We start from the raw sequence: 25,144 nt of genomic DNA, 5'->3' as shown, positions 1-25,144 counted from the left end.
CGCGGTCAGGAGTGCTGCACGGGAAGCTGCAGGTACGACGGATGCGTGCCGCCGGTGTGGATCACATGCTGTCCGCTGTTCGCGCCGACGTACTCCTGGATCGCGGGCATCAGCGTTCCGAGCAGGTTGCGCGAGCTGATGATGAACCGCAGCTGCTCTCCGCGGCGAAACGCGAGACCCACGGGGAGGATGTCGATCTCGATCTCGACGATCTCGCCGGGCGAGAGCTTCTCGACGCGGTCGAAGGTGTGGGCGGGCACGTCGTCGGTCGAGAGCGTCTCGTCGAGGTTGCGGGTCGAGACGCGCAGGCGACCGTCGGCGCCCTTGTACTTCAGGATGGTCGCTCCGTGATCGGTGACGTCGTGGATCATCGCGCTGTGATTGGGCACGGTGAAGGCCTCGAGGGGCGTGCCGTGCTCGTCGAGCTTCTGCACCAGCACGAACAGATCCATGTCGTCGGCGTCGCGGGCTTCGACCCAGAGGTGAGCCTTCGGGTAGCCCACGAGAACCGTCTCGGCATCGAACGTGCAGAGAAACGACACTGCGTCGGGGTTATCGTCCACGGCGTAAGCCACCGACACCTCACGTGAGGGCGCGTCAGTGGTCAGCGTTCGCGTCCGGCCGTCGAGGTAGAACTTCGTCGACGTCACGTCCCTCGGCGGAAACTGGTCTGCAGGGATGTCGACGACGTCTCCGCCGGCAAGATCGAGCACCGAGTACCGAACGCGTGGCGTCTGCTCCCAGCCGTTGTCCTCCCCCTTCAGATAGTGGTCGAAGAAGCGGCGCAGGTCCTCCACGTTCGCCTCGTCGTAGTAGTCGGGCCATTCCTGGCTGTTGTGGATGCGCAGCCACTTCTCGTCGGACGCGATGCGACGCCAGGCACGGAAGGTACCCGCCGTGTGCAGCGTGTTTGAGTAGCTGGCCACGATGTACGCGGGCACGGTGATCTGATCGAACGCGGGGATCTTGTTCTGCCACAGCTCGTTGATCAGTGGATATTCCTCGACCTCGGCGAGGATGTCTTCTTTGCGACTCTTGCCGAAGAAGCTGCCGGTCTGAAGCTGGCGGGCGAATCCGGTGTCGGGCATGCCGCCGCGCTTGACGAGATCGCGGTACACGTCGCTCACCCCTTCCCACGGGTTGATCGCCGCGAGGTGCGGCGGCCGCTCGGCGGCGGTGAACCACTGCGAGACGGCGAGGTAGGAGGTCCCACTCATTCCCACTTTGCCGCTGCACCATTCCTGCTCGGCGAGCCATTCGATCAGGTCGTAGGCGTCGCGGCCGTCCTGGCGATCCCACAGCACGCTGTCGCCGTCTGAGTCGACGACGCCGCGGATGTCGGGATTGCAGACCGCGTAGCCCTGGGCGACCCAGTACGCCGGATCGGCGCCTTCGAACTTCTCCAGGCCCGAGACCGTCGCGTTGTCGAGACCCACGAGCGCGAAGACCCCCATCACGCTGGCGGAGGTGCCCTGCCCCTTGCCGTAGGGACTCCATCCCACGATCACCGGCACCTTCTCGTCCACGGCCGGCCGGAGCACGTCGATGCAGATGGTCACGCCATCGCGCAGTGTGACGGCGACATCCTTCTCGAAGACCACGTCCACCGGAAGCGGTCGGAACTGCGGGGCGATCTGAAAACCCGCTTCGAGCGTGCGGGTGCCCGGCTCCCATGCGGTCAGCACGCCCGTCCGGGCGGCCGGCAGCGGGCTGGACGCGGTGTAGATCTTCGTGACATCGCTCATCTCGAGCTCCTTCTTGCAGCGAGGTTCATGACTGTCCGGGCGGCGGCCGCCCGCGGCACTCATCGAGAGTACGTCGAATGAGCGCTTAACTCCACACATGTTGATAAAATTCTGAGCACGATAGATTGCTGGCATGACCTTGCCCGCGAAAGACCGACCCGCGCGCCGCCGTGGCCGACGACCTGGCGGCGGAAGCACGCGTCAGCTGGTGCTCGAGGCAGCCCGCACTCGTTTCGCGAACGATGGCTTCGCCGGGACGACGATTCGAGCCGTCGCCGCGGATGCGGGGGTCGATGCGTCACTGGTCATCCAGTTCTTCCGCTCGAAGGATGATCTCTTCGTGGCGGCGATGGAGATCCCGCCGGTTGTGATCGAACGCTTCAACACGGCGTTCGAAGGACCAGACGAGCACCTCGGCGAGCGCGTGGTTCGCGCCTACCTGAGCGCGTGGGAGGGCACGCCCGAAGAGTCCGCACCGTTGACTGCGATGCTGCGCGGGGCGATCGTCAACGAGCTCGCAGCACAACAGCTGCGCGATTTCATCCAGTCACGGCTCCTCCACGGCACGGGTGGGCGCAACGAGAGCGACGCGGCACTGCGCGCGGGTCTGGCCGCTGCCATGCTGGTGGGCATCGTCACCGGCCGCGACATCATCCGGGTTCCTCTCATCGCGGGCGCCGACATCGATGAGATCGTGCGGGTGGTCGCTCCCGCCATCCAGGAGATCCTCGTCTCGTCGCGCTAGCGGTAATGTCTGGTTCGCCCGGCGGCGACCTCGCGTAGCCCCTATCCGTCGGCGAGCGCGGCGTCGACGGCGGCCTGCAACCGTTCGGCGTTGCCATCCGCGATGTCGAACACGGCGCCGTCGACCACGAGGACGGGCACGCCCTGCACGACCTGCGACGTGCCACCGATCGTCGCCCCGAGCCAATGGTCGTTCGACGCGCGCACCCAGTCGCCGTACTGTTGCGACGTGACCGCGGCGCTGACGTCGCTGGTCACACCGGCCTTCTGGGCCAGTGCGATGATGTCGTCGTCGCTCGCGGCACCCGCCTCAGTCGGCTGGTTCTTCTGCAGGAGCGCATAGAACGCCGGGATGGACGCGCCCTCCCCTGCGTCGGCCACCGCCGCGATCGCGCCGGCGGCGCGCGTCGACCAGTCCGTGGCGTCGCCGTGCTTCTCACTGACGAAGTTGAGCGGATGGATGCGCAGCGTGATGTCGCCGTTCGCGACCCACGTGGAGATGAGTTCCCCCGTCTCGGCTTCGAGTGCGGCACAGTACGGGCACGACAGGTCGGTCCACAGTGCGACCTCGACGGGCCCGTCGCCCACGGTGATGACGTGATCGCCGAGGGATGCCGGCACGTCAGCGCCCGTCGCCGGCGCACTGGCCGCGGGGGTCGATTCTGCGGGTGTCGACGCGGGCGATTCGGTCGCGGCAGCGCAGCCGCTGAGCGCGAGAGCACCGGCGACGATCGGCGCGAGCAGAAGAGCGGGGACGCGAGTCTTGGGCATGGTCATCCTTAGTGGTCTGACCACTAAACCTACCTGCTGCCCCTGCGAGAGCCCCGGGCAGTGGCCGTGACAAAGCCGCGATGCACCGGCTGCGGCACACTTGACCCGCTCGTGCTGATCGAACCGGCGGTCATGCTAAGGCTCGCATGCCGACGTCCACGATGCCGGCCCGGGGTTGAAGCGCGGGGACGTCCTTGACCGACACCCATCGCGCGAAGTCCGTGGTGCCGTCGCGCTCCACGGTGCCGAGCACTCCCCCGATGGCTGTTGCTTCGAACACGATACGGACCGACTTATAGGGGCGAGGCGGCCTCGGCCCTTCGTCCTCGGTGAAACTCCACGTCGTCAAAGGCTGTTCCACACGCACGTGAAGGCCAGTCTCCTCCAGGACCTCCCGAACGACGGCCTCCTCAAGTGACTCGTCGAACTCGACTCCGCCGCCCGGAAGTGTCCATTGGGGCTGCGAGCCGTTGTACCAGGTGAGGAGGACGTGATCACCGTCGACGATGACGGCATAGGCTGCGAGCCTCGTGTCGTAATCGGCGAAGTGCACGAGACCAGTTTGCAGGACTGTCGCGGCGCGGTGCAGCAGACAGCGGAGCGCAGAGACGAAGGGATGACAGAAGAGCCCCGGATTCGCAGCGGTCTGCAGATCCGGGGCTCTCTCGTCTTAGACGATCCTCACATGAAGAAGAACGTCAGAAGTCCCAGTCGTCGTCCTCGGTGGCCTCGGCCTTGCCCATGACGTACGACGAGCCCGAACCACTGAAGAAGTCGTGGTTCTCGTCGGCGTTCGGCGACAGCGCCGCGAGGATCGCGGGGTTCACGTCGGTGACGGTCGCCGGGAACATCGCCTCGTAGCCGAGGTTCATGAGCGCCTTGTTCGCGTTGTAGTGCAAGAACTTCTTGACGTCCTCGGTCAGCCCGACGCCGTCGTAGAGGTCCTGCGTGTACTGCACCTCGTTGTCGTAGAGCTCGAACAGCAGCGAGAACGTGTAGTCCTTCAACTCCTGGCGACGCTCCTCGGTCTCCTTCTCGAGTCCCTTCTGGAACTTGTAACCGATGTAGTAGCCGTGCACAGCCTCATCGCGGATGATGAGGCGGATGATGTCGGCCGTGTTCGTCAGCTTCGCCTTCGACGAGAAGTACATCGGCAGGTAGAAGCCCGAATAGAAGAGGAACGACTCGAGCAGCGTCGAGGCCACCTTGCGCTTGAGCGGGTCATCGCCGCGGTAGTAGTCGAGAACGATCTGTGCCTTGCGCTGCAGAGCAGGGTTCTCGGTCGACCAGCGGAAGGCCTCGTCGATGTCCTTCGTCGACGCCAGGGTCGAGAAGATCGACGAGTAGCTCTTGGCGTGCACCGACTCCATGAACGCGATGTTCGTGTAGACGGCCTCCTCGTGCGGCGTCACCGCGTCGGGGATCAGCGAGACGGCGCCGACCGTGCCCTGGATCGTGTCGAGCAACGTGAGCCCGGTGAACACCCGCATGGTGAGAAGCTGCTCGTCGGGCGTCAGCGTGTTCCACGACTGCACGTCGTTCGACAGCGGAACCTTCTCGGGCAGCCAGAAGTTGCCGGTCAAACGGTGCCAGACCTCGAGGTCCTTCTCGTCCTCAATGCGGTTCCAGTTGATCGCCTGGACGGATTCCAGAAGCTTGAGCGGTTCGGGGGTCATTTCTCTTTCTCTTTCACGGATGCTGGGGGCCGGTGTCGTTCGACTCGCTTCGCTCGCGAGGCGACGCGCGGGGGTGTCAAAGCATGCAGCTGACGCAACCATCCACCTCGGTGCCCTCAAGGGCCATCTGCCGCACGCGGATGTAGTAGAGCGTCTTGATGCCCTTGCGCCAGGCGTAGATCTGCGACCGGTTCACATCGCGGGTGGTCGCCGTGTCTTTGAAGAACAGCGTCAGACTCAGCCCCTGGTCGACGTGCTGCGTGGCCGCCGCGTAGGTGTCGATGATCTTCTCGGGGCCGATCTCGTACGCGTCCTGGTAGTAGTCCAGGTTCTCGTTCGTCATGAACGGCGCCGGGTAGTAGACGCGGCCGAGCTTGCCCTCCTTGCGGATCTCGATCTTCGAGACGATCGGGTGGATCGAGCTCGTCGAGTTGTTGATGTACGAGATCGAGCCCGTCGGCGGCACGGCCTGCAGGTTCTGGTTGTAGATGCCGTGCGCCATGACCGAGGCCTTCAGGTCTGCCCAGTCTTCACGGGTCGGCACGTGGTGGCCGGCGAACAGGTCCTTCACCTTGTCGGTCGCGGGCACCCAGTCGTTCTCGACGTACTTGTCGAAGAACGCACCCGTGGCGTAGGTCGAGTCCTCGAACCCGTCGAAGGTCTCACCGCGCTCGATCGCGATCTTGTTCGACGCGCGCAGCGCGTGGTACAGAACCGTCGCGAAGTAGATGTTCGTGAAGTCGAGCCCCTCGTCCGAGCCGTAGTGCACGTGCTCGCGCGCCAGGTACCCGTGCAGGTTCATCTGGCCGAGGCCGATAGCGTGCGAGCGGTCGTTGCCGTCTTCGATCGAGCGCACAGAGGCGATGTGGCTCTGGTTGCTCACCGCAGTCAGCCCCCGGATCGCCGTCTCGACGCTCTTGGCAAGGTCGCCGCCGTCCATCGCCAGCGCGATGTTCATCGAGCCGAGGTTGCACGAGATGTCTTTGCCGATCTCGTTGTACGACAGGTCGTCGTTGTACGTGGTCGGCGTGTTCACCTGCAGGATCTCGCTGCACAGGTTCGACATGTTGATCCGGCCCTTGATCGGGTTCGCCCGGTTCACCGTGTCTTCGAACATGATGTACGGGTAGCCCGACTCGAACTGGATCTCGGCGAGCGTCTGGAAGAACTCGCGCGCGTTGATCTTCGTCTTCTTGATGCGCGGGTCGTCGACCATCTCGCGGTACTTCTCGGTGACCGAGATGTCACCGAACGGCACGCCGTACACGCGCTCGACGTCGTACGGGCTGAACAGGTACATGTCTTCACCGGTCTTGGCCAGTTCGAACGTGATGTCGGGCACGACGACGCCCAGCGAGAGCGTCTTGATGCGGATCTTCTCGTCGGCGTTCTCGCGCTTGGTGTCGAGGAACCGCATGATGTCGGGGTGGTGCGCGTTGAGGTACACGGCGCCGGCACCCTGACGTGCGCCCAGCTGGTTCGCGTAGCTGAAGCTGTCTTCGAGCAGCTTCATGACCGGGATGATGCCGCTGGACTGGTTCTCGATCTGCTTGATCGGCGCCCCCGACTCGCGGATGTTGCTCAGCAGGAGGGCGACGCCGCCGCCGCGCTTCGACAGCTGCAGCGCCGAGTTGATGCCGCGGGCGATCGACTCCATGTTGTCTTCGATGCGCAGCAGGAAGCAGCTGACCAGCTCGCCGCGCTGCGCCTTGCCGGTGTTCAGGAACGTGGGCGTCGCCGGCTGGAAGCGCCCCGAGATGATCTCGTCGACGAGATCGCGCGCCGTCTGCTGGTCGCCGTCGGCCAATCCCAGCGCCGTCATGACGACGCGGTCTTCGAAGCGCTCGAGGTAGCGCTTGCCGTCGAACGTCTTCAGCGTGTAGCTCGTGTAGTACTTGAACGCGCCCAGGAACGTCTCGAAGCGGAACTTCGCGCCGTAGGCACGGTCGTTGAGCTCCTGGATGAACTCGAACGGGTACTTGTCGAGCACGCTCGCCTCGTAATACTGCTTCTCGACGAGGTAGTCGAGGCGCTCCTTGAGAGAGTGGAAGAACACGGTGTTCTGGTTCACGTGCTGCAGGAAGTACTCCCGCGCGGCACGCTTGTCGGCGTCGAACTGGATTTTGCCGTCGGCGTCGTACAGGTTGAGCATCGCGTTGAGGGCGTGGTAATCCATGCCGTCGAAACGCGCCTCGGTCTTGAAGGATGCCGTCTCGGTCACTGCAGCTTCCACCATTTTTCCAATCCATCGCCCACACGGGCGACGTCCTCGGGCGTGCCGAACAATTCGAGCCGATACAGGTGCGGCACGTTGCACTTGCGGCTGATGACTTCTCCGGCCAGGCAGTACGCCTGGCCGAAGTTGGTGTTGCCCGCGGAGATGACCCCGCGGATCCACCGGCGGTTGTCCTCGTCGTTGAGGAACTTGATGACCTGCTTGGGCACGGAGCCCTTCTCGACGCCGCGGCCCTGGCCGCCGCCGTACGTCGGGGTGACGAGTACGAACGGCTCATCGACGTGCAACGGCGGCTCAGCGGTGTGCGGCCCCATGTGCAACGGGATCCGGCGGGCCGGCAGTCCCAGCTTCTCGATGAATCGCGCCGTGTTGCCGGAGACGCTGGAGAAGTAGACCAGCAGCGGCGCGGCCACTGCGACGGGCATGATCAGGCCAAGCGGGAGGCGAGTTCGTCGATCTTGTCGGGGCGGAAGCCCGACCAGTGCCCCTCATCGGTGATGACGACAGGCGCCTGCAGGTACCCGAGGGCCTTCACCTGCTCGAGGGCCGTCGGGTCCTCGCTGAGGTCGTGCACTTCGTATTCGATGCCCTTCGCATCCAGTGCCCGGTAGGTCGCGTTGCACTGCACGCAAGACGGCTTCGTGTAGACGGTGATCGCCATTTCGACCGTGTCTCCCCTCGTCATTCGATCTGTCTTCTCCGGTGGTCCCCCCGCCGGTCACCCAATACTACATATGGGTACCGACACTGGGAAGCACCACAAGGGATAGTAGTTACATCCGTGTAGTTTTCCACCGCCCTCCCCATGTACAACACAGCTTGTCCACCGTTTCATCCACAGGCGGGCAGGTTTCCGCGAAGCTGGAAAAGGCCTGGATTCCGCGGCTTTCGCCGAGCCCTCCCGAAGTCCTCCACAGGCCGCACACTACGAGCGGGTTCCGACATCCGAATTCCTGTGGACAACCGCCGTCGGCGTGTCGCGGCGTGTCGCGCTCCCCCGCGCGACCAGCACCACCACCGGCGCCCACAGGGCGATCAGAGCGATCAGCTGCACGATGCCGGCGATCGGCCCCCCGAGCAGATTCGCCCCGGCGGTGATCACCGCCGCCAGCGGCACCCACACCCCTACCACGCGTCCCATCCGCAGTCCGACGGTGAGGACGATCGGCCCCAGCGAGTAGCCCACCAGGAAGACGAGCAGCAACACGTTGCCGATGGGCTCCGCGTCGCCGGCCCGCACCATGGCGTCCACGCCGTCGCCGGGCAGCGAAGCGGCGGCCACCGCACCGTACAGCGAGAAGTAAGCGGCGAGATGCCCGATGCCGGCCGCGAGCCCCAGCCCCGTCACGAGTGCGCCGATGCGTGTGACGAGCCGGCCGCGCGCGGCAGCCGGTGCGACGACGGCCGGGAGCCCGGCGAGCCAGATGAGCGGTCCGAAGACCGCGAGCAGCCCGATGACGATCCATGCTGTCGGGAACTGCTCGGCAGCGTCGACCGCCGTCGGCTGCGCGCCGGCCGGCTGCAGCATCCACTGCCAGACCGTCGTGATGACAAGGCTCAGCGGCCCTGCCACGAGGGCCGCCGTGGCGACGACCCGATCGAAGTGTGTGTTCATGGGATTCTCCTCTCGGCGCGGTGCGCGCCCTCGGTGGCATCGTGTCGCTCCGAGGCCGGCGCACGCGTCGTCGCCCAGGGTGATCGGTGTCGCCCGCCCGGATGATCGCTGTCGTCCGCACGGGGGACGCGCACGAGCCTCGGGGTCAATAGAGTGACCTCATGCGCCGGGCCTTCGCGCGATGGCGGCGTCGCACGCTGTGGGGTCTGCCCGCGCCCGACGTCCTGCTGGCGCTCGCCCTGTTCGCGGTCGCCGTCGCCAGCGTCGTCACCGGCAATCCCGACGAGGGGCCGCTCGCACTGACCCTGCCGGTGGCGGTCTCCTCGACGCTCGCGGTGGCCTGGCGGCGCCACGCCCCGCTGGTCCCGGTGGCGGTCGTCATCGTGGCCGGCCTGGTGCAGACGCTGCTGTCGACCTTCCCCGGCTCGCTGTGGTCGTTGGTGGTGGATGTCGTGGCCCTGTATTCCGCGGCGGCGTACCTGTCGGAGGGGGTCGCGGCGATCGCCGGCGCCGTGTTCGTCGCCGCGCTGCTCGCGCAGGAGCGGCTCGACAACGGCGTGGACTACGTGTTCATCCTGCTGCTGTTCGGCGGCGTCTGGCTGCTGGGCCGCGCCAGTGCACAGTGGCGCGGCCGTGTCACTGCGGCCGAGCGACGCCAGCGTGAGGCGGCCCGGCTCGCAGTCGCCGAGGAGCGGGTGCGGATCGCCCGCGACCTGCACGACGTCGTCGCGCACAGTCTGAGCGTCATCGCCGTGCAGTCCGACGCGGCAGAGGCGGCGCTCGGCACCGCCCCCGAGCGCGCGCTCGCGCCGGTGCGTGCCGTGCGCGCCACAGCGCGGGAGGCTCTGACAGACATCCGCCGCATGCTCGAGGTGCTGCGCACCGACGACGACGAACGGCCCGGAGTCGATTCCCCCGGCGTGTCAGCGATCTCGGGGCTGGTCGACGCCGCTCGCGGCGCGGGCACACCGGTCACGCTCGAGGTGCGCCTGACGACAGCGCCGGTGCCGCCCGGTGTCGACCTCGCCGCGTACCGGATCGTGCAGGAGAGCCTGACCAACGCCCGCCGGCACGTGCCGGGCGCCGCAGTGACCGTCGCGATCGTGCAGCGCGCGCGGGCGCTGGAGGTCACGGTGACGTCGGCTGCGGCATCCACTCCGCCCCCGGCGAGCACCGGAGACGGGTACGGGATCAGCGGCATGCGCGAGCGCGCGATCTCTCTCGGCGGGCGGCTGGACGCCGGACCGACAGCCGAGGGCGGGTTCGTCGTCCATGCGACGCTGCCGCTGTCGGGCGATGGCGGGGGCGCGCCGTGATCCGCGTGCTGATCGCCGACGACCAGGAGCTCGTGCGCACGGGGTTCCGTCTCATCCTCGATCTCGAGCCCGATATGGAGGTGGTGGGCGAGGCCGCGGATGGCGCCGATTGCGTGCGCCTCTCCGCGCGCGAGGACCCCGACGTCGTTCTCATGGACGTGCGGATGCCGCGGCTCGATGGGATCGCGGCGACCCGCGAGCTGACGGCGACGGGCAGCCGCGCGCGGGTGCTCGTGCTGACGACCTTCGACCTCGACGAGTACGTCTACGAGGCGCTGCGCGCGGGCGCCGCCGGATTCCTGCTGAAGGATGCGCCGCGCGAGCAGCTGGTCGGCGCGATCCGGCAGGCCGCGGCCGGCGATGCACTGCTGGCCCCGGCGGTCACGCGGCGGCTCGTCGAACGCTTCGTCGGCGCCGGTCCCGTCGATCAGGCGCTGCGGGCGCGGGTCGACGCGCTCAGCGCCCGCGAGCGCGAGGTGCTCGCGCTGGTCGCTCGTGGCATGTCGAACGCCGAGATCGCCCGCGCGCTGTTCATCGGCGACGCCACCGTGAAGACGCACATCGCGCGTATGCTCGCCAAGCTCGGCGTGCGCGACCGGGTGCAGGCGGTCGTGCTGGCCTACGAGAGCCGGTTCGTGGCACCGCGCGGGTGATGCGGACGGGTACCGTTGTTCCGTGGCGGGATATCGCGATCTGCTGCGCACACCAGGAGTCGGGCGCATCATCGCCGCGCAGCTGACGGCGCGGTTCCCTTCCGGCATGACCAGCCTGGCGATCCTGCTGCACATCCAGCACATCACCGGTTCGTATGGCGCCGCCGGACTCGTCCTGGCCGCGGCCTCGATCGGGCAGGCCGTCGCCGGCCCCATCACGAGCCGCTGGATGGGACTGTGGGGCATGCGCCAGGTGCTCACCCTGACGACGCTCATCTGCGCGGCATCCATCATCGGCATCGCCGTCCTCGAGGTGCCGCTGCCGGTCTTCATGACCCTGGGCATGATCGCGGGCCTGTCGACCCCGCCCGTACAGCCGGCCGTGCGCACGATCTATCCGAAGATGGTCAACTCTCGGCAGCTGACCCCGTTGTTCTCGCTGGACGCATCGCTGCAGGAGATCATCTGGATCCTCGCCCCGGTGGTGGTCACGTTCGTGTCGACCCAGATCTCGACGGTCGTCGGCCTGCTGCTGATCGTGGTGATCCTCATCGGTGGCGGAGCCTGGTTCATCGCCTCGCCCGAGCTCGGCCGCGTGCGCATCCCCCGCAGCAAGCGACGCTTCGGCAAGGTGCTCGCCCGCCCCGCCGTGCTCCTGGGCACGGTGATCGGCTTCCTCCTCGTGGGCGCGACCGCCGCCGTCGAGGCCGGCGTGGTCGCGACGTTCGGCAAGGGTGGCATCGAGGCCGGCGTCGTGCTGGCCGTGTTCTCGGTCGGCAGCCTCGTGGGCGGTCTCGTCTCGGGCGGCATCGCGGTCAGCCGCTGGGCGATGGCTCGGCGCATGGGCATCGTCACCATCGGCCTCGTGGTGACCACGATCTCGCTGAACGTGTGGTGGATCAGCGGATCGCTGCTGGTGGCCGGCATCGGCGTCGCACCCGTGTTCGCCGCGGTGTCGGCGATGACGACCGCGAGCGTGAAGTTCAGCGACACCGCCGAGGCGTTCGGCTGGGTCAACATGGGCCAGCTCATCGGCGCGGCGGCGGGGTCTGCCGTCGCCGGCTTCCTCATCGACGGGATGGGCCCGGGCGGCGCCTACTGGACGGCGGCGATCTTCGCGGCCGTCGGAGTGCTCGTCGCGGTCGTCTTCCGCGGCGGCTTTCCCGATCTGCGCGGACGTGACCCGAGCCCGCTGCCCGACACGACGACGATCCCGATCCAGACCGTGTGATCGGGCGTCAGCCGGTCACCCGATGCAACAGCTCCAGCAGCGCGAGTGCGTATGCGTCGGCCGGCTCGGGATGGGCGAACACCACCCTGCGCCCGGCGATCTCGACCTCTACCTCGTAGGTGTCGGACAGGCGCCGCAGTATGCGGAACGTGCCGCGCAGAAGCTCGCGCAGCTGCTCCTCGGATGGCAGCCACAGCGCGTCTTCCTGGGCGACGGAGTCGAGTGCCCACTCCGTCGTGCCGTTGAAGGCGAGGATGCCGCCGGTCGAGAAGTTGCGGGCCTCGATCGTCATGTCGCTGACGGTGAACACGTCGGCCTCGAACTCCGGCTCGTCGAGCTGGAATCTGTCGCCGGACTGCGGATGCCACACCAGGCCCGCCTCGCGCAGCTCGCGCGCACGCTCGGTCGAGATCATCAGCGGTTACCGACGTCGTAGGCCTTCAGCAGTTCGGCCACGGCCTGCTCGCGCTCGTCGCCGCCGTGCTCGAACATGTGCGTGACGTGGGTGCGCAGGTGGTTCTCGAGCAGCAGCTTGTCGAGCGACTCGAGTGCCTTCTGGATCGCGCGCGACTGCGCGATCATGTCCATGCAGTAGTCCTCGTTCTCGATCATCTTGGCAAGCCCGCGCACCTGGCCCTCGATGATCGCCGTTCGATGCAGCGCCCGCTTCTTGATGTCTTCGATCACGCCGCAAGGCTACCCGGGCGTGACCCGGAACAACATGGCAGGATGACGCCATGGCGCGCACCCCGACCGCACTGCTGAGTCCCGCAGACCGACAGCGACGCCGAGGACTGCGCCGCATGAAGGCGATAGCGCTGGGCGCGCTCGTCTTTCTCGCCGTCGTGTTCGCCGTCTCGTTCGCGCTCGAAGAGCAGGTTCCGGCGCTCTCGTATGTGCGCGCCGCCGCCGAGGGCGGCATGGTGGGCGCGCTGGCCGACTGGTTCGCGGTGACAGCGCTGTTCCGGCATCCCCTCGGCCTTCCCATCCCGCACACGGCGATCATCCCGACGCGCAAGGACGAGATCGGTCGCTCGCTCGGCGAGTTCGTCGAGACGAACTTCCTCTCCGCCGAGGTCGTGCGCACCAAGCTCGCGTCGGCCGCGATAGCGCGGCGCCTGGGAGCGTGGCTGGCCGAACCGGCGCACGCCGAGCGCGTCACCGAAGAGGCCGCCAGCATGGCATCGGCGGTGCTGCGCGCGCTCAGCGACGCCGATGTGCAAGACGTCATCGAGGACCTGGCGCGCGAGCACCTCGTCTCGCCCGAGTGGGGGCCGCCCGCCGGAGCGTGGCTGCAGAGGGTGACGGATGCCGGAGCCCACCACCCCGCGGTGGATCTGGCCATCGATTCGCTCGCGACGTGGCTCGAGGCGAACCGCCCGGCGTTCGAGGGCCTCGTCTCGCGTCGGCTGCCGGGTTGGGTGCCGCGCATCGCGCACCGCTTCGTCGACGACACCGTCTACCACGAGGCGATGAAGTTCGTGCAGGCCGTGCGGGCCGACCCGCAGCATCCCGCCCGCATCGCCGTCGACGGATACCTCGGCCGCCTCGCCGACCGCCTGCAGAACGACCCCGCCATGATCGGCCGCGTCGAAGACGCCAAATCGGCCGTGTTCGACAGCCCTCGCGTGCGGGAGCTGGCCGCACGCGCGTGGGAGACCGCGAAGTCCGGTCTGCTGGTGGCGCTGGCCGACCCCACGAGCGGACTGCGCGTGCGCGCTGCGGCGGCGCTGGCTGAAGTCGGCGAGCGCCTGCAGATCGAGCCCGCGCTGCAGCAGCGCGTGGATGGCTGGGTGACCGACGCCGCGGCGTTTCTCGTGGATCGCTACCGGCACGACATCGCGTCGATCATCACCGACACGATCGAGCGGTGGGATGCCGCGGAGACCACCGAGAAGATCGAGCTCATGGTGGGGCGCGACCTGCAGTACATCCGGTTGAACGGCACCGTGATCGGCGCTATCGCGGGAGCGGCCATTTTCACAGTCGCGCACCTCATCGCCGCACTGTGAGCGGCGATACGCTGGCGTCGTGTCTTCCAAAGATCAGCTTCTGTTCACGTATGGCACGCTGCGGTACGCCGACGTGCAGCTCGACACCTTCGGTCGCCTCGTCGACGGCGACGACGACGAGCTCGTGGGCTTCGTGCTCGGCGATGCCCCGATCGACGACCCGCGGGTGGTGGAGCTGTCGGGCTCGGCGCTGCACACCATCGCTATCGCGACGGGCGACGACACCGATCGGATTCCCGGCACGGTGCTGCGGATCAGCGAGGACGAGCTCGCCTCGGCCGACGACTACGAGGTCGCTATCTACCGCCGCGTGCAGGTGCCGCTGGCCAGCGGCCGCACCGCCTGGACATACGTGAGCGCATGAGCACCGCACCTGCCGATTCCGTCGCCGTCCTGGGCGCCGGTCGCGCCCCCGCCGAGTGGATGCCGTTCACCACCGCCCAGACGCGCCTGGGCGGGTCTGACGTCACGGTCGTGCAGGCCGTGCACGACGCCTGGGAGCTGCGCATCATCCGCGTGGACGTCGAGGGCATCTCCCCCGGCGTGCGCTTCACCGCGCCCGCGCTGCCCGCCGCCGACCCCGAAGCGCTCTGGGTGACCGAGCTGCACCAGGGCGTGGATCTGTGTGCGGGGCGCGGTACCGATGCCGAGGAGCACTCTGAGGTGCGCATGCTGGTGCCGTGGGACGGCGAGATGACCCTTGTGGACGCGCCCGACCAGCAGATGATGCCGCAGGTGACCGTGCACGACATCCCGGGCGGTTACCCGGTGATCATCGCGGTGCGCCGCGGACCCGAGCCGCCGCCGGTTCCCCAGGTGGACGAAGGTCAGATCGGCGACGACGGCAAGCCGATCCGCATCCGGCGCACCGGGTCTCTCATCCCTGAGATCGAGATCGCGCCCGACGGCGACGGCGGGCATGACATCTCTGTGCGCTGGCCCGACAAGGTGCGCGAGGTCATCGAGGTTCCCGGGCGCTGAGGCGCGAGGTGCGGTGCGGGTCAGGTGCGGCGGCAGGATGCCGCGGCCCCGTGCCTGCGCACAACGGGCGGGCAGCCTCCTCAGAGCCGCGCGCCGTCTTTGTACACGGCGTGCACGAGCGGCACACCGGGTCGGTAGGCCAGGTGCGTGCGGCTGGGCGCGTCGAGCACGACGAGGTCGGCCCGGGTACCGGGTGCGAGGCGGCCGATGTCGTCGCGACGCAGAGCGGCGGCGCCCCCGGCGGTGGCCGCCCAGACCGCCTCGGACACCGTCATCCCCATTTCACGCACCCCGAGCGCGATCATCAGCGGCATCGAGCTCGTGAAGCTCGTGCCGGGGTTGCAGTCGCTGGCCAGGGCCACCGTGACGCCGGCGTCGATGAGCCGCCGGGCGTCGGGATAGGGATGCCGGGTGGAGAACTCCACGCCGGGCAGCAGGGTCGCGACGGTGTCGGATCCGGCGAGCCCCGCGACGTCATCGTCGCCCAGATACGTGCAGTGGTCGACGGATGCCGCGCCCAGCGACACCGCGAGGCGCACACCCTCTCCCGGGCCGAGCTGATTGCCGTGCACGCGCGGGACGAGGCCGCGGGCCATGCCCGCTTCGAGCACCTGGCGTGACTCGTCGGCGGTGAAGGCCCCGGTCTCGCAGAACACGTCGACCCATTTCGCGTGCGGCGCGCACGCGGCGAGCATGGGGCCGGCGACCAGGTCGACGTACTCGTCACGCGCGTCGGCGTATTCGGCGGGTACGACGTGCGCGCCCAGGAACGTGACCTCGCTCGTGACCTCGGCGGCCAGCCGCGCCAGGCGTGCCTCGTCGTGCACGGTGAGCCCATAGCCGGTCTTGATCTCGAACGTGGTCGTGCCCTGCGCGTGCAACTCGGCCACGAGACGCGCGAGCCGTCGGCGCAGCTGGTCGTCGCCAGCCGCACGTGTCGCAGCGACTGTGGTGCGTATGCCGCCGGCGGCATACGGCTGCCCGGCCATGCGCGCGGCGAACTCGTCGGCGCGGTCGCCGCCGAACACGAGGTGCGTGTGGCTGTCGACGAATCCCGGGATGACGGCGCGACCCGCGGCATCCACCACGGCGACTTCCTCACGCTCGAGCGCCGCCGCCCCATTCGTGCGCGAGAGGACATCGGACGGACGAGGATGCGGGGAATAACCGTTCTCTCGGCCGCCCGTTGTTCTCTCGCGGAGATGGGCGGGGGCGGTGTGAGGGACGGGAGCGGATGCCGCGGGCCCCACCCACGCGATGCGGGTGCCCTCGATGAGCACGGCGGCATCGGTCAGCGTGCCGCACGGGTCACTGCCTGCGGCGACGTTGGTGGTCAGCTCGCCGATGTTCGTGATGAGCGTCGCGGTCATGCGTGCCCCCGAGTCATGTCGTCCTTCGCGTCACGGTACCGCCGACGATGGTCGCGACGACGTCCGCCGCGCGGGCCACGAGCGGCAGCTGCAAGAGGTCGGCGCCGCGGGTGCGGGCGGTCGCGGCATCCACCGCCACGGCATCGAACGGGTCGCCGACGCGCAGCCCCGGCGCCGACCCGGGCGCGCCCGACGGCGTCTCTGACCCGAGCCCGCGCACCGCCGCACCGCCGAGCCCGAGCGCCCGGGCGCCGCCGGCCGAGCCCGCGTGCCACAGCTGCGCGGGGGTGAACACGCCGCGCCGCTGGGCGCACAGCCGCTGGTCGAGCTCGAGGCGCGCGACCTCTTCGAACGGGTCGATGACGGCGTGCTGGTCCGACCCGATCGCGAGCGTCACCCCGGCGTCGCGCAGCTCGGGCGCGGGCCCGATGCCGTCGCCGAGGTCGGCCTCGGTCGTCGGGCACATCACGACCGACGCGCCGGCCGATCCCAGCAGCGCGATGTCGTCGGCGGTCAGGTGCGTCGCGTGTACGGTGGCCGTCGTCGCGCGCAGAAGGCCGTGCTCGGCCAGCAGCCGCGTCGGCGTCACCCCGTAGGCCTCGCGACAGGCGTCGTTCTCGGCGACCTGCTCCGAGACGTGCACGTGCAGCGGCACGTCGGCGGGCAGTTCGCGTCCGATCACCGCGAGGTCGGCGGGCGTCACCGCGCGCACGGAGTGCACGGCGGCACCCACGGTCACAAGACCCCCGGTGAGCGCCTCACGCAGGGCATGCCAGCGGTCGAGCCACGCGTGCGCGTCGGCATCGCCGAACCGCCGCTGCCGGTCGGTCAGCGGCTCGCCCACTCCCCCGCGCAGGTAGCAGGTGTCCAGCAGCACGAGCCGGATGCCGACGGCCACGGCGGCGTCGGCGAGCGCCCGCTCCATCGCGTGGTCGGGGTACGGCGTGCCGTCGGGCTGATGATGCACGTAGTGGAACTCGCCGACGGCGGTGTAGCCGGCGTCCCGCATCTCCCGGAAAACCTGCTCGGCGAGCGCGCGGTACGACGCGGGCGTCAGCGCCGCGGCCTCGTGGTACATCCGCTCGCGCCAGACCCAGAAGTCGCCGCCCCGATCGTGTGTGCGTCCACGCAGGAGCCGGTGGAATGCATGCGAGTGCGCGTTGACGAAGCCTGGTACCACGACATCGAGCGACAACTCACCGGGCTGCTCCGGCACGCCGGCCGTGATCTCAGCGATGACACCGTCGCGCGCGGCGATGCGCACGTCGGTGGCGAAAGCCCCGTCGATCAAAGCCGCACGGGCGTGCACGACGAACCGCGCGGTCATGCCCCACCCGCCAGTTCGCGCAGGGCCGCGGCGAGCGCCGTCGCCCCTGCCTCGCAGTCCTCGTCGCGGGCGCTCTCGCCGGGCGCGTGCGAGACACCGGTGGGGTTGCGCACGAACAGCATCGCGGTCGGCACGTGTGCCGCGAGGATGCCGGCATCGTGCCCCGCCCCGGTGGGAATCGCCGGCACCTCGCCGAACTCCGGCCGCAGGGCCGCGGCGACCCGTGCCGTCACCGCGGCGTCGAAATCGACGCGCGCGGTGAACGACTCCTCGTGCACGTCGAGCGTGCACCCTTCGGCCTCGACACCCTCACGCGCCGCGGCGAGCACGGCCTCGAACAGCGCGCGCACGTCGTCGTCGCGGTCGGCGCGCAGGTCGAGCCAGGCGACGACGCGCGAGGCTATGACGTTCGTGCCGCCGGGAATGACCTGCACCTTGCCGATAGTGCCGCGTGCGGGCGGGCGCGATAGCGCCTCCTGCTGTACTGCGAGCACGACGCGGGCGGCGGCCACGACCGGGTCGGCACGCTGGTCCATGGTCGTCGTGCCGGCGTGGTTGCCCGAACCTGTGACCTCCAGCCGCCACCGGCCGTGCGGGATGATCGCCGAGGCCGTTGAGATCGGGATGCCACGATCCTCGAGATCGCGTCCCTGTTCGACGTGCAGCTCGACGAAGGCCGCCAGCCGCGCAATGCGCTCGGGGTCGGCGCCGACAGCGGCCACGTCGCGCCCTGAGGCGCGCCACGCGTCGGCGAGGGTCGTGCCCGCGGCATCCACCCTCTCCAGGGCCGTCGCCGCATCAGTCGCACCGGTCAGCAGCCGCGTGCCCAGACACGGCAGGCCGAACCGCGACCCCTCTTCCTCGGCGAACGCGCACACCGCCACCGGCCGCGCGGGCGTGAATCCCTCCGCCTGCAGCTGCGCCACGGCCTCGAACGCCGCGGCGATGCCGAGCGGCCCATCGTAGGCGCCACCGCCGGGCACCGAGTCGATGTGGCTGCCGGTGGCCACGACCCCGGAACCGGCCTCGCCCCACCACGCCCAGAGGTTGGCGTCGCCGTCCTCCTCGACCGCCAGCCCGAGGGCCGAAGCACTGCGCCGGAACCAGTCGCGCAGCGGCGCGTCGGCCGCATCGAACAGGTGCCGTGAGTAGCCGCCGCGCTCGGCGTCGCGGCCCAGCTCGGCGATCTCGGCGAGGCGCGCCGTGACGGTCACCGGTCAGCCCTCCGGCAGCATCGGAATCTTCAGGCCCCGCTGAAGGGCTACGTCGCGCGCGTGCGCGTAGCCCGCATCGACGTGCCGCATGACGCCCGAACCGGGATCGTTGGTGAGCACGCGCTCGAGCTTCTCGGCGGCCAGCGCCGAGCCGTCGGCAACGGTGACCTGCCCGGCGTGGATCGAGCGGCCGATGCCCACGCCGCCGCCGTGGTGGATAGACACCCACGACGCGCCCGACGACGTGTTCAGCAGCGCGTTCAGCAGCGGCCAGTCGGCGATGGCGTCAGATCCGTCCTTCATCGACTCCGTCTCGCGATACGGCGAGGCGACCGAGCCCGAGTCGAGGTGGTCGCGGCCGATCACGATGGGCGCCGAAAGCTCGCCGGAGGCGACCATCTCGTTGAACTTCAGCCCCGCCAGGTGTCGTTCCTTGTATCCGAGCCAGCAGATGCGGGCCGGCAGCCCCTCGAAATGCACCTTGTCCGCCGCCTTGTCGAGCCAGCGGTGCAGCGGCTTGTCGTCGGGGAAGAGCTCGGCGATCGCCCGGTCGGTCTTGTAGATGTCTTCGGGATCGCCCGACAGCGCCGCCCAGCGGAACGGGCCACGCCCCTCTTGGAACTGCGGGCGGATGTAGGCCGGCACGAATCCGGGAAACGCGAACGCCCGCTCGCAGCCGCCGAGCTCCGCCTCGGCGCGGATCGAGTTGCCGTAGTCGAACACGGCGGCTCCGGCATCCAAGAATCCGACCATCGCACCCACGTGCGCGGCCATCGATGCGCGCGCCCGGTGCGTGAAGCCCTCGGGGTCGGCGGCTGCGGCCTCCCTCCACTCGTCGAACGCAACGCCCGTCGGCAGGTACGCGAGCGGATCGTGCGCGCTCGTCTGGTCGGTGACGATGTCGATCGGGATGCCTCGGGCCAGAAGCTCCGGAAAGACCTCGGCCGCGTTGCCGACGACGCCGACCGAGAGCGCCTCGCCGGCGTCTTTGGCGGCGACCACGCGTGCGATGGCCGCGTCGAGGTCGGTCGTGTACTCGTCGAGATAGCCGTGCGCGACGCGGCGTGCCAGCCGCGACTCGTCGACGTCGACGATGAGCACGGTGCCCTCGTTCATGGTGACGGCGAGCGGCTGCGCACCGCCCATGCCACCGCAGCCGGCGGTCAGCGTCAGCGTGCCGGCCAGCGAGTCGCGGCCGAGCACGCGGGCGACCGCGGCGAACGTCTCGTATGTACCCTGCAGAATGCCCTGCGTGCCGATGTAGATCCACGAGCCCGCGGTCATCTGCCCGTACATCGTCAGGCCCAGCGCCTCGAGCCGGCGGAACTCGGGCCACGTCGCCCAGTCGCCGACGAGGTTCGCGTTGGCGATGAGCACCCGCGGCGCCCACTCGTGCGTGCGGAACACGCCGACCGGCTTGCCCGACTGCACGAGCAGCGTCTCGTCGGGCTCGAGCTCGTCGAGCGTGCGCACTATTGCATCGAACGCCTCCCAGCTGCGCGCCGCACGGCCGCTGCCGCCGTAGACGACGAGGTCGTCGGGGTGCTCGGCCACTTCGGGGTCGAGGTTGTTCATGAGCATGCGCTTGGCGGCTTCGGCGCCCCAGCTCTTCGCGGTGCGCTCGGCGCCGCGCGGCGCCCGCACCTCTCGTGCTCCCTGCATCACTTGCCTCCTTCGAATGCGGCGGCGCGCACGGCGCCGCTGATCACCAGTTCGGTCGCGGTCTCGATGTCGGGGCTCACGAACCGGTCGTGTCCGGGGCCGGCGACGCCCTCCTGGCGCAGCAGATCGCGCACGGCGCCGGTTCCGGGTCCCGGCTGCAGCGGCGCGCGCAGGTCGAGGGCCCGGCTGCCGGTGATGACCTCGACCGCAAGCACCCGCGCCAGGCCGTCGATAGCGCGGCGCAGTTTTCGGGCCGCCGACCAGCCCATTGAGACGTGGTCCTCCTGCATGGCCGACGACGGGATCGAGTCGACCGAGGCGGGCACGGCCAGGCGCTTGAGCTCGGACACGATCCCGGCGGCCGCATACTGCGCGATCATCAGGCCCGAGTCGACGCCGGCCTCGTCGGCGAGGAACGGCGGCAGCTCGCGGTTGCGCGCGACGTCGAGCGCTCGGTCGGTGCGCCGCTCGGAGATGCTGGCGATGTCGGCCACAGCGATCGCGAGGAAATCGAGCACATACGCGACCGGTGCCCCGTGGAAGTTGCCGTTCGACTCGATGCGCCCGTCGAGCGTAACGACCGGGTTGTCGACGACGGCCTGCAGCTCGCGGGTGGCGATCAGCCGCGCGTGGTCGGCGGTATCGCGCGCGGCGCCGTGCACCTGGGGCGCGCAGCGAAGCGAGTAGGCGTCTTGCACACGCCCGTCCTCGGGCCCCCGATGGCTCTGCACGATCGGCGACGGCTCGAGCAGCGCGCGCAGGCGCGCGGCGCTGGTCGCCTGCCCGACTTGCGGGCGCAGCGCCATGAGGTCTTCGGCGAAGACGGCTGCGGTGCCCAGCTGGCTCTCGATCGAGAGAGCCGCGGCGATGTCGGCGGTGTCGAACAGCACGTCGAGATCGGCGAGGGCGAGCAGCAGCATCCCGAGCATGCCGTCGGTGCCGTTGATGAGGGCAAGGCCCTCCTTCTCTTCGAGCACGAGAGGAGCGAGGGATGCCGCGGCCAGGGCTGCGGCGGCATCCACTCTCTCTCCCGCGACACGCACCTCGCCCTCGCCCATCGCGGCCAGCGCGACGTGCGCGAGCGGGGCGAGATCGCCTGAGCAGCCGAGGGAGCCGTACTCGCGCACGATGGGGACGATGCCGGCATTCAAGAGTCCGGCGTAGGTCATGACGACCTCGGCGCGCACGCCCGTGCGGCCGCTGGCCAGCGTCTGCAGCCGCAGCACCTGCAGCGCGCGCACGACCTCGCCTTCGACCTCGGCGCCGGTGCCGGCGGCATGCGAGCGGATGAGGCTCGCCTGCAGCTGGCGCCGCCGCTCGGGCGCGATGAACGTGGTTGCCAGTGCCCCGAATCCGGTCGAGACGCCGTAATGCGGGGCCGGGTCGGAGGCGCGGCGCTCGATGAGGGCGCGGCTTTCCGCGACGCGCGCGAAGGCGGCCGGGGCGATCTCGACGCGCGCGCCGTCGCGGGCGACCGCGACGACCTCTGCGGGGGTGAGGGGCGCAGCCCCGACGGTGACGATGGTCGTGCTCATGTCTTGATTCCACACCGCGGCGGCGTCGCTGGGCAGTCTCCTGCGGCATCCTTTGTCTGTGATCTCAGACAAGCGTCCGGCCGTGCAGAGGGCGCAGGCGGTGGCCGAGGGAGCGGTTGCTTCCTCGGCGGCCTCGCTGCATCCTCACGCGGCGGCGGTGGCGGCTCAGTCCACCCGCTCGACGGTGCCGCGGGTCAGGTGCACGAGCTCGGCGAACGTCAGCGGAAACACCGTGTGCGGCGTGCCGGCCGCAGCCCAGATCTGGTCGTACGATGCCAGATCGCGGTCGACGACGGTGGTCACGGGCGCCGGGTGACCGGTCGGTGCGACGCCTCCGATGGTCTGGCCCGTGGCATCCCGCACCTGATCGGGCGTGGCCCGCTGGATCTTCTGCCGTCCCAGCCGGTGCGCGAGCGCCTTCGTGTCGACGCGGTGCGCGCCGCTGGTCATGACCAGAAGCGGCTCGTCGTCCGACCAGAACACGAGGCTGTTCGCGATCGCGCCGACCTCGACGCCGAGGGCCGCGGCCGCCAGCGGCGCGGTGGCCGCCGAGTCGGGCAGGACGACGATCTCGCCGGGGATGCCGGCATCGCGCAACGCGGCCTCCACGAGGCGCGCGCGGGTCGGGAGCGGGTCGGGCATGGTGTCAGCTTAGGGGCGGGCCCGACGTTGCCACTCAGACTGTGCCGTCAACATGCTCAAGCGTCGATACGTACCCTCAGCGAGGGTCGATCCGCGATCTGGCCATGTCGAACGAACCGTCAGCGCGATCGACGCAGCGCAAGGAGTCCGAGGACGGCCGCGCGCACCTCGTCCGGGTGCCACATGATGTCTTCGGCGATGGGCCGGAACGTCGCATACCCCTGTGCCGCGGCCGCGAGGTCTCGCCTTCTGTCCCGCCTCTGGTCCGCCCACGAGCTGTGGAACTCCTCGCTGTCGCATTCGATGATCAACCAGCCGTCCACGAGGAAATCGACGCGACCGACGCGGCGGATGCGGACTTGCACATCGAAAGCACAGCCGATCGACCGGAGGATGAGCCGCAACAACGTCTCAGGACCCGATTCAGCACGGCCGTCGAGCAGGCGGCGCAGCCGGCGGAACCGGCGCGGCAACGCCGCGAAGAGCTCATCCAACTCGTCCGTACGCAACAGTCCATGGTGCAATGCCGAATCTATCGACGCAATCGCCGCCCGCGGCTCCTGGCAGCAGACCGCATGCACCAGCGCATCAAAAAACTCGACGCTGAGAGAGTCAGGTACGGGCGTCCGCCTGAGCTCATCGCGGTGCACGCGATGGTTCTTCACCCCGACAGGCAGTCTCGAGGAACTGGGCGCCACGTGCAGGTGCAGACGATCAGGCCTGTGCAGGACGAACACCTTCCTGCGCTGCAACTCCGAAACACACGTAAGTCGCCCCAGACACCGAGCGGCATCGACGCAGTCAGTGGAGAGGTCCGTCGCGCCGAAGACGCCACGGCGAAGGCGGATGAGCCTGCCGTCGGCAACGGCTGCGGCGATCTGGCGGTGGGTGACACCTCGTTGACGGAGGTGCTGCGTCCGCACCATCCGGGGTGCGGGCCCGGTGTCGACCTTCGCCTCCATGGCCTCGATTCTGGCGCGGCAGAGAGGGTCGGCACGGTGAACCCCGCGATCTGTGGACAGTTAGTGCGCACGGCCCGGATGGGGAGGAATCGATGGGCGCGACGATCGCGTTCGCTCAACATGCTCACGTGCGCCTCGTGACGTCTAGGATGCCGCCGCGCGCGGGTTGAGCATGGAGAAGACACCGCGATGCGTGCGCGCGAGACCATGCACAATGGGGGTGGATGCCGTACAACTCCGGCACCGCAGAGCACAGCCCACAAGGCCAGCCGAAAGAGGTCGCAATGACGCACACCCTGCCCCTGCCCGATTTCACCCACGAGCGCGTGGAGGTGATCACGGGTCCGCGCAGCGGCCTCATGATCACGGTCGCCCTGCACTCATCCGCCCTCGGCTCCGCACTCGGCGGCGCGCGGCTGTGGACGTACCCCCAGTGGAGCGACGCACTCGGCGATGCGCTGCGGCTCTCCGCGGCGATGACCCTGAAGAACGCCACGGCCGGCCTCGACGCCGGCGGCGGCAAGTCGGTCCTCCGGCTCGCGCCGGGCGAGACGCTCGACGACGACCGGCGCCGGGCCGCCTTCCTGGACCTGGGCGACGCCGTCGAGGCGCTCGGAGGCCTGTACCGCACCGCCGAAGACGTCGGTTCGACGGCCGAAGACATGCTCACCGTGTCGGAGCGCACCCCGCACGTGGTCGGGCTGCCCGACACCGCGGGCGGCGAGGGCGAGCCGGCCGGCCCCACGAGCCTCGGGGTGTACGAGTCGCTGCGCGCGACGCTCGAGCGCGTCACCGGATCGAGCGACGTTGCGCAACGCCGCATCACGATCTCGGGACTCGGCCAGGTCGGCGGCCGGCTCGCCCAGCGCCTGTCGGCCGAGGGCGCGCTGCTCACCGTCACCGACGTGAACACCGCCAAGAAGGACCTCGCAGCGCGCCTGGGTGCAACCTGGGTCACGCCCGGGACCGAGCACCACGTGCCCGGCGATGTGTTCGTGCCCGCCGGCATCGGCGGCGTGCTCGACGACGACACTATCGACGCCCTTGCGGTGAAGGCGGTGTGCGGGCCGGCGAACAACCCTCTCGCCGATCGCAGCGGTGCCGCGCGTCTGGCCGGCCGCGGCATCCTGTACGCCCCCGACTTCGTCGTCAACGCGGGAGGTGTGATCTACCTCGACCTCGAAGCGAAGCACCATGGCACCCGCGACGAGATCTTGCAGCGCGTCAGCGGCATCGGCGACACGCTCCGCCACATCTTCGACGAGGCGGAGACGGCCGGCACGGCGCCCCTGGACGCCGCCGAGAAGCTCGCCGCACGGCGCCTGGAGAGCGCACCGGCAGCACGGGTCTGAGCGCACGCACTCGAGGACCGGGTCTCACGTCCGCTGAGACTCGGTCCTCATGGCATGATGGAGCCACCCGGCGACGATGCCGGATGCCGGAACCAGCACC

25 protein-coding genes are annotated in these 25,144 nt (G+C 69.3%); 8 read left to right on the top strand and 17 right to left on the bottom strand.

What is annotated here, in order from left to right:
* Positions 1-5: 5 nt before the first annotated feature.
* Positions 6-1,745 carry a CocE/NonD family hydrolase gene (locus PU630_RS05270; RefSeq protein WP_275279318.1) on the bottom strand — a complete coding sequence of 580 codons (1,740 nt, stop codon included), beginning with the start codon at positions 1,743-1,745 and terminating at the stop codon, positions 6-8.
* Positions 1,746-1,878: 133 nt separating this feature from the next.
* Between PU630_RS05270 and PU630_RS05265 the strand changes: the two genes are divergently transcribed.
* A complete protein-coding gene (locus PU630_RS05265) occupies positions 1,879-2,490 on the top strand; it encodes a TetR/AcrR family transcriptional regulator (RefSeq protein ID WP_275279317.1) in 612 nt (203 codons plus the stop codon).
* A gap of 41 nt (positions 2,491-2,531) precedes the next feature.
* Here the strand turns inward: PU630_RS05265 and PU630_RS05260 are convergent, their stop codons facing one another.
* The 7 genes from PU630_RS05260 to PU630_RS05230 form a co-directional block, all read right to left on the bottom strand.
* Positions 2,532-3,260, bottom strand: coding sequence for a DsbA family protein (locus tag PU630_RS05260; protein WP_275279316.1), 729 nt, complete (start codon positions 3,258-3,260; stop codon positions 2,532-2,534).
* Positions 3,261-3,390: 130 nt separating this feature from the next.
* Positions 3,391-3,813, bottom strand: a complete 423-nt coding sequence (locus tag PU630_RS05255; RefSeq protein WP_275279315.1) for an NUDIX hydrolase — start codon at positions 3,811-3,813, stop codon at positions 3,391-3,393.
* 145 nt (positions 3,814-3,958) lie between these two features.
* Entirely contained in the window at positions 3,959-4,936 is a 978-nt protein-coding gene (gene nrdF, locus PU630_RS05250) for a class 1b ribonucleoside-diphosphate reductase subunit beta (RefSeq protein ID WP_275279314.1), read from the bottom strand.
* A gap of 76 nt (positions 4,937-5,012) precedes the next feature.
* Positions 5,013-7,172, bottom strand: coding sequence for a class 1b ribonucleoside-diphosphate reductase subunit alpha (nrdE, locus tag PU630_RS05245; protein ID WP_275279313.1), 2,160 nt, complete (start codon positions 7,170-7,172; stop codon positions 5,013-5,015).
* Positions 7,154-7,597 (bottom strand): class Ib ribonucleoside-diphosphate reductase assembly flavoprotein NrdI, encoded by a 444-nt coding sequence (gene nrdI / locus PU630_RS05240; protein ID WP_275279312.1) that lies wholly within the window; start codon positions 7,595-7,597, stop codon positions 7,154-7,156. Before nrdI ends, nrdE begins: the two co-directional genes overlap by 19 nt.
* 2 nt (positions 7,598-7,599) lie before the next feature.
* Positions 7,600-7,833, bottom strand: a complete 234-nt coding sequence (gene nrdH / locus PU630_RS05235; protein ID WP_275280035.1) for a glutaredoxin-like protein NrdH — start codon at positions 7,831-7,833, stop codon at positions 7,600-7,602.
* Positions 7,834-8,097: 264 nt separating this feature from the next.
* A complete protein-coding gene (locus PU630_RS05230; protein WP_275279311.1) occupies positions 8,098-8,787 on the bottom strand; it encodes a hypothetical protein in 690 nt (229 codons plus the stop codon).
* A 161-nt stretch (positions 8,788-8,948) separates the two neighbouring features.
* On the opposite strand from PU630_RS05230, the gene PU630_RS05225 reads away from it, so the two are divergent.
* From PU630_RS05225 to PU630_RS05215, 3 genes are read left to right on the top strand one after another with little or no spacing between them, the layout of a single operon-like run.
* Complete coding sequence (locus tag PU630_RS05225; RefSeq protein ID WP_275279310.1) at positions 8,949-10,103, top strand: sensor histidine kinase; 1,155 nt, start codon at positions 8,949-8,951, stop codon at positions 10,101-10,103.
* Positions 10,100-10,756 carry a response regulator gene (locus PU630_RS05220; protein WP_275279309.1) on the top strand — a complete coding sequence of 219 codons (657 nt, stop codon included), beginning with the start codon at positions 10,100-10,102 and terminating at the stop codon, positions 10,754-10,756. Before PU630_RS05225 ends, PU630_RS05220 begins: the two co-directional genes overlap by 4 nt.
* A 22-nt stretch (positions 10,757-10,778) precedes the next feature.
* The gene (locus PU630_RS05215; RefSeq protein WP_275279308.1) at positions 10,779-11,987 is read left to right on the top strand and encodes an MFS transporter; all 1,209 of its coding nucleotides are present in this window, start codon (positions 10,779-10,781) and stop codon (positions 11,985-11,987) included.
* Positions 11,988-11,994: 7 nt separating this feature from the next.
* Here PU630_RS05215 and PU630_RS05210 read toward each other — a convergent pair whose 3' ends face one another.
* Both PU630_RS05210 and PU630_RS05205 read right to left on the bottom strand, forming a co-directional pair.
* Positions 11,995-12,402: a pilus assembly protein CpaE gene (locus PU630_RS05210; protein WP_275279307.1), complete on the bottom strand. Its 408-nt coding sequence runs from the start codon at positions 12,400-12,402 to the stop codon at positions 11,995-11,997.
* The gene (locus tag PU630_RS05205) at positions 12,402-12,674 is read right to left on the bottom strand and encodes a metal-sensitive transcriptional regulator (protein ID WP_275279306.1); all 273 of its coding nucleotides are present in this window, start codon (positions 12,672-12,674) and stop codon (positions 12,402-12,404) included. Before PU630_RS05205 ends, PU630_RS05210 begins: the two co-directional genes overlap by 1 nt.
* 50 nt (positions 12,675-12,724) lie before the next feature.
* On the opposite strand from PU630_RS05205, the gene PU630_RS05200 reads away from it, so the two are divergent.
* The 3 genes from PU630_RS05200 to PU630_RS05190 are packed head-to-tail and all read left to right on the top strand — an operon-like array spanning position 12,725 to position 14,980.
* Positions 12,725-13,999, top strand: coding sequence for a DUF445 domain-containing protein (locus PU630_RS05200; RefSeq protein ID WP_275279304.1), 1,275 nt, complete (start codon positions 12,725-12,727; stop codon positions 13,997-13,999).
* A 19-nt stretch (positions 14,000-14,018) separates the two neighbouring features.
* Positions 14,019-14,363, top strand: a complete 345-nt coding sequence (locus PU630_RS05195; protein ID WP_275279303.1) for a gamma-glutamylcyclotransferase family protein — start codon at positions 14,019-14,021, stop codon at positions 14,361-14,363.
* The gene (locus PU630_RS05190; RefSeq protein ID WP_275279302.1) at positions 14,360-14,980 is read left to right on the top strand and encodes a hypothetical protein; all 621 of its coding nucleotides are present in this window, start codon (positions 14,360-14,362) and stop codon (positions 14,978-14,980) included. Before PU630_RS05195 ends, PU630_RS05190 begins: the two co-directional genes overlap by 4 nt.
* A gap of 80 nt (positions 14,981-15,060) precedes the next feature.
* On the opposite strand, the gene hutI is transcribed toward PU630_RS05190, so the two are convergent.
* The 7 genes from hutI to PU630_RS05155 form a co-directional block, all read right to left on the bottom strand.
* Positions 15,061-16,350, bottom strand: coding sequence for an imidazolonepropionase (gene hutI / locus PU630_RS05185; protein WP_275279301.1), 1,290 nt, complete (start codon positions 16,348-16,350; stop codon positions 15,061-15,063).
* 13 nt (positions 16,351-16,363) lie between these two features.
* Positions 16,364-17,677, bottom strand: coding sequence for a formimidoylglutamate deiminase (locus tag PU630_RS05180; protein ID WP_275279300.1), 1,314 nt, complete (start codon positions 17,675-17,677; stop codon positions 16,364-16,366).
* Positions 17,674-18,891, bottom strand: a complete 1,218-nt coding sequence (locus PU630_RS05175) for an allantoate amidohydrolase (RefSeq protein WP_275279299.1) — start codon at positions 18,889-18,891, stop codon at positions 17,674-17,676. Before PU630_RS05175 ends, PU630_RS05180 begins: the two co-directional genes overlap by 4 nt.
* 3 nt (positions 18,892-18,894) lie before the next feature.
* The gene (gene hutU / locus PU630_RS05170; protein WP_275279298.1) at positions 18,895-20,553 is read right to left on the bottom strand and encodes a urocanate hydratase; all 1,659 of its coding nucleotides are present in this window, start codon (positions 20,551-20,553) and stop codon (positions 18,895-18,897) included.
* A complete protein-coding gene (gene hutH / locus PU630_RS05165) occupies positions 20,553-22,088 on the bottom strand; it encodes a histidine ammonia-lyase (protein WP_275279297.1) in 1,536 nt (511 codons plus the stop codon). The genes hutU and hutH overlap by 1 nt, the downstream gene beginning before the upstream one ends.
* Positions 22,089-22,253: 165 nt before the next feature.
* The gene (locus PU630_RS05160; RefSeq protein ID WP_275279296.1) at positions 22,254-22,730 is read right to left on the bottom strand and encodes a YbaK/EbsC family protein; all 477 of its coding nucleotides are present in this window, start codon (positions 22,728-22,730) and stop codon (positions 22,254-22,256) included.
* A gap of 119 nt (positions 22,731-22,849) precedes the next feature.
* Positions 22,850-23,692 carry a type IV toxin-antitoxin system AbiEi family antitoxin domain-containing protein gene (locus PU630_RS05155; RefSeq protein ID WP_275279295.1) on the bottom strand — a complete coding sequence of 281 codons (843 nt, stop codon included), beginning with the start codon at positions 23,690-23,692 and terminating at the stop codon, positions 22,850-22,852.
* Positions 23,693-23,976: 284 nt separating this feature from the next.
* Here PU630_RS05155 and PU630_RS05150 point away from each other — a divergent pair, with 284 nt between their 5' ends.
* A complete protein-coding gene (locus tag PU630_RS05150) occupies positions 23,977-25,044 on the top strand; it encodes a Glu/Leu/Phe/Val dehydrogenase family protein (protein WP_275279294.1) in 1,068 nt (355 codons plus the stop codon).
* The last annotated feature ends 100 nt before the right edge of the window (positions 25,045-25,144 follow it).

Origin of the sequence: Microbacterium horticulturae (genome assembly GCF_029094505.1) — a bacterium.
Taxonomy (GTDB): Bacteria; Actinomycetota; Actinomycetes; order Actinomycetales; family Microbacteriaceae; genus Microbacterium; species Microbacterium horticulturae.
Note: the sequence above shows the minus strand (reverse complement) of the source record. Positions and strands in the feature narration are given on the sequence as shown.

Excerpts from the sequence above, each read along its gene's own strand:
- PU630_RS05270 (WP_275279318.1), bottom strand. The coding sequence starts at position 1,745 with ATGAGCGATGTCACGAAGATCTACACCGCGTCCAGCCCGCTGCCGGCC.
- PU630_RS05265 (WP_275279317.1), top strand. The coding sequence starts at position 1,879 with ATGACCTTGCCCGCGAAAGACCGACCCGCGCGCCGCCGTGGCCGACGA.
- PU630_RS05260 (WP_275279316.1), bottom strand. The coding sequence starts at position 3,260 with ATGCCCAAGACTCGCGTCCCCGCTCTTCTGCTCGCGCCGATCGTCGCC.
- nrdF (WP_275279314.1), bottom strand. The coding sequence starts at position 4,936 with ATGACCCCCGAACCGCTCAAGCTTCTGGAATCCGTCCAGGCGATCAAC.
- nrdE (WP_275279313.1), bottom strand. The coding sequence starts at position 7,172 with ATGGTGGAAGCTGCAGTGACCGAGACGGCATCCTTCAAGACCGAGGCG.
- nrdI (WP_275279312.1), bottom strand. The coding sequence starts at position 7,597 with ATGCCCGTCGCAGTGGCCGCGCCGCTGCTGGTCTACTTCTCCAGCGTC.
- nrdH (WP_275280035.1), bottom strand. The coding sequence starts at position 7,833 with ATGGCGATCACCGTCTACACGAAGCCGTCTTGCGTGCAGTGCAACGCG.
- PU630_RS05230 (WP_275279311.1), bottom strand. The coding sequence starts at position 8,787 with ATGAACACACACTTCGATCGGGTCGTCGCCACGGCGGCCCTCGTGGCA.
- PU630_RS05225 (WP_275279310.1), top strand. The coding sequence starts at position 8,949 with ATGCGCCGGGCCTTCGCGCGATGGCGGCGTCGCACGCTGTGGGGTCTG.
- PU630_RS05210 (WP_275279307.1), bottom strand. The coding sequence starts at position 12,402 with ATGATCTCGACCGAGCGTGCGCGCGAGCTGCGCGAGGCGGGCCTGGTG.
- PU630_RS05200 (WP_275279304.1), top strand. The coding sequence starts at position 12,725 with ATGGCGCGCACCCCGACCGCACTGCTGAGTCCCGCAGACCGACAGCGA.
- PU630_RS05190 (WP_275279302.1), top strand. The coding sequence starts at position 14,360 with ATGAGCACCGCACCTGCCGATTCCGTCGCCGTCCTGGGCGCCGGTCGC.
- hutI (WP_275279301.1), bottom strand. The coding sequence starts at position 16,350 with ATGACCGCGACGCTCATCACGAACATCGGCGAGCTGACCACCAACGTC.
- PU630_RS05180 (WP_275279300.1), bottom strand. The coding sequence starts at position 17,677 with ATGACCGCGCGGTTCGTCGTGCACGCCCGTGCGGCTTTGATCGACGGG.
- hutU (WP_275279298.1), bottom strand. The coding sequence starts at position 20,553 with ATGCAGGGAGCACGAGAGGTGCGGGCGCCGCGCGGCGCCGAGCGCACC.
- hutH (WP_275279297.1), bottom strand. The coding sequence starts at position 22,088 with ATGAGCACGACCATCGTCACCGTCGGGGCTGCGCCCCTCACCCCCGCA.
- PU630_RS05160 (WP_275279296.1), bottom strand. The coding sequence starts at position 22,730 with ATGCCCGACCCGCTCCCGACCCGCGCGCGCCTCGTGGAGGCCGCGTTG.
- PU630_RS05155 (WP_275279295.1), bottom strand. The coding sequence starts at position 23,692 with ATGGAGGCGAAGGTCGACACCGGGCCCGCACCCCGGATGGTGCGGACG.
- PU630_RS05150 (WP_275279294.1), top strand. The coding sequence starts at position 23,977 with ATGACGCACACCCTGCCCCTGCCCGATTTCACCCACGAGCGCGTGGAG.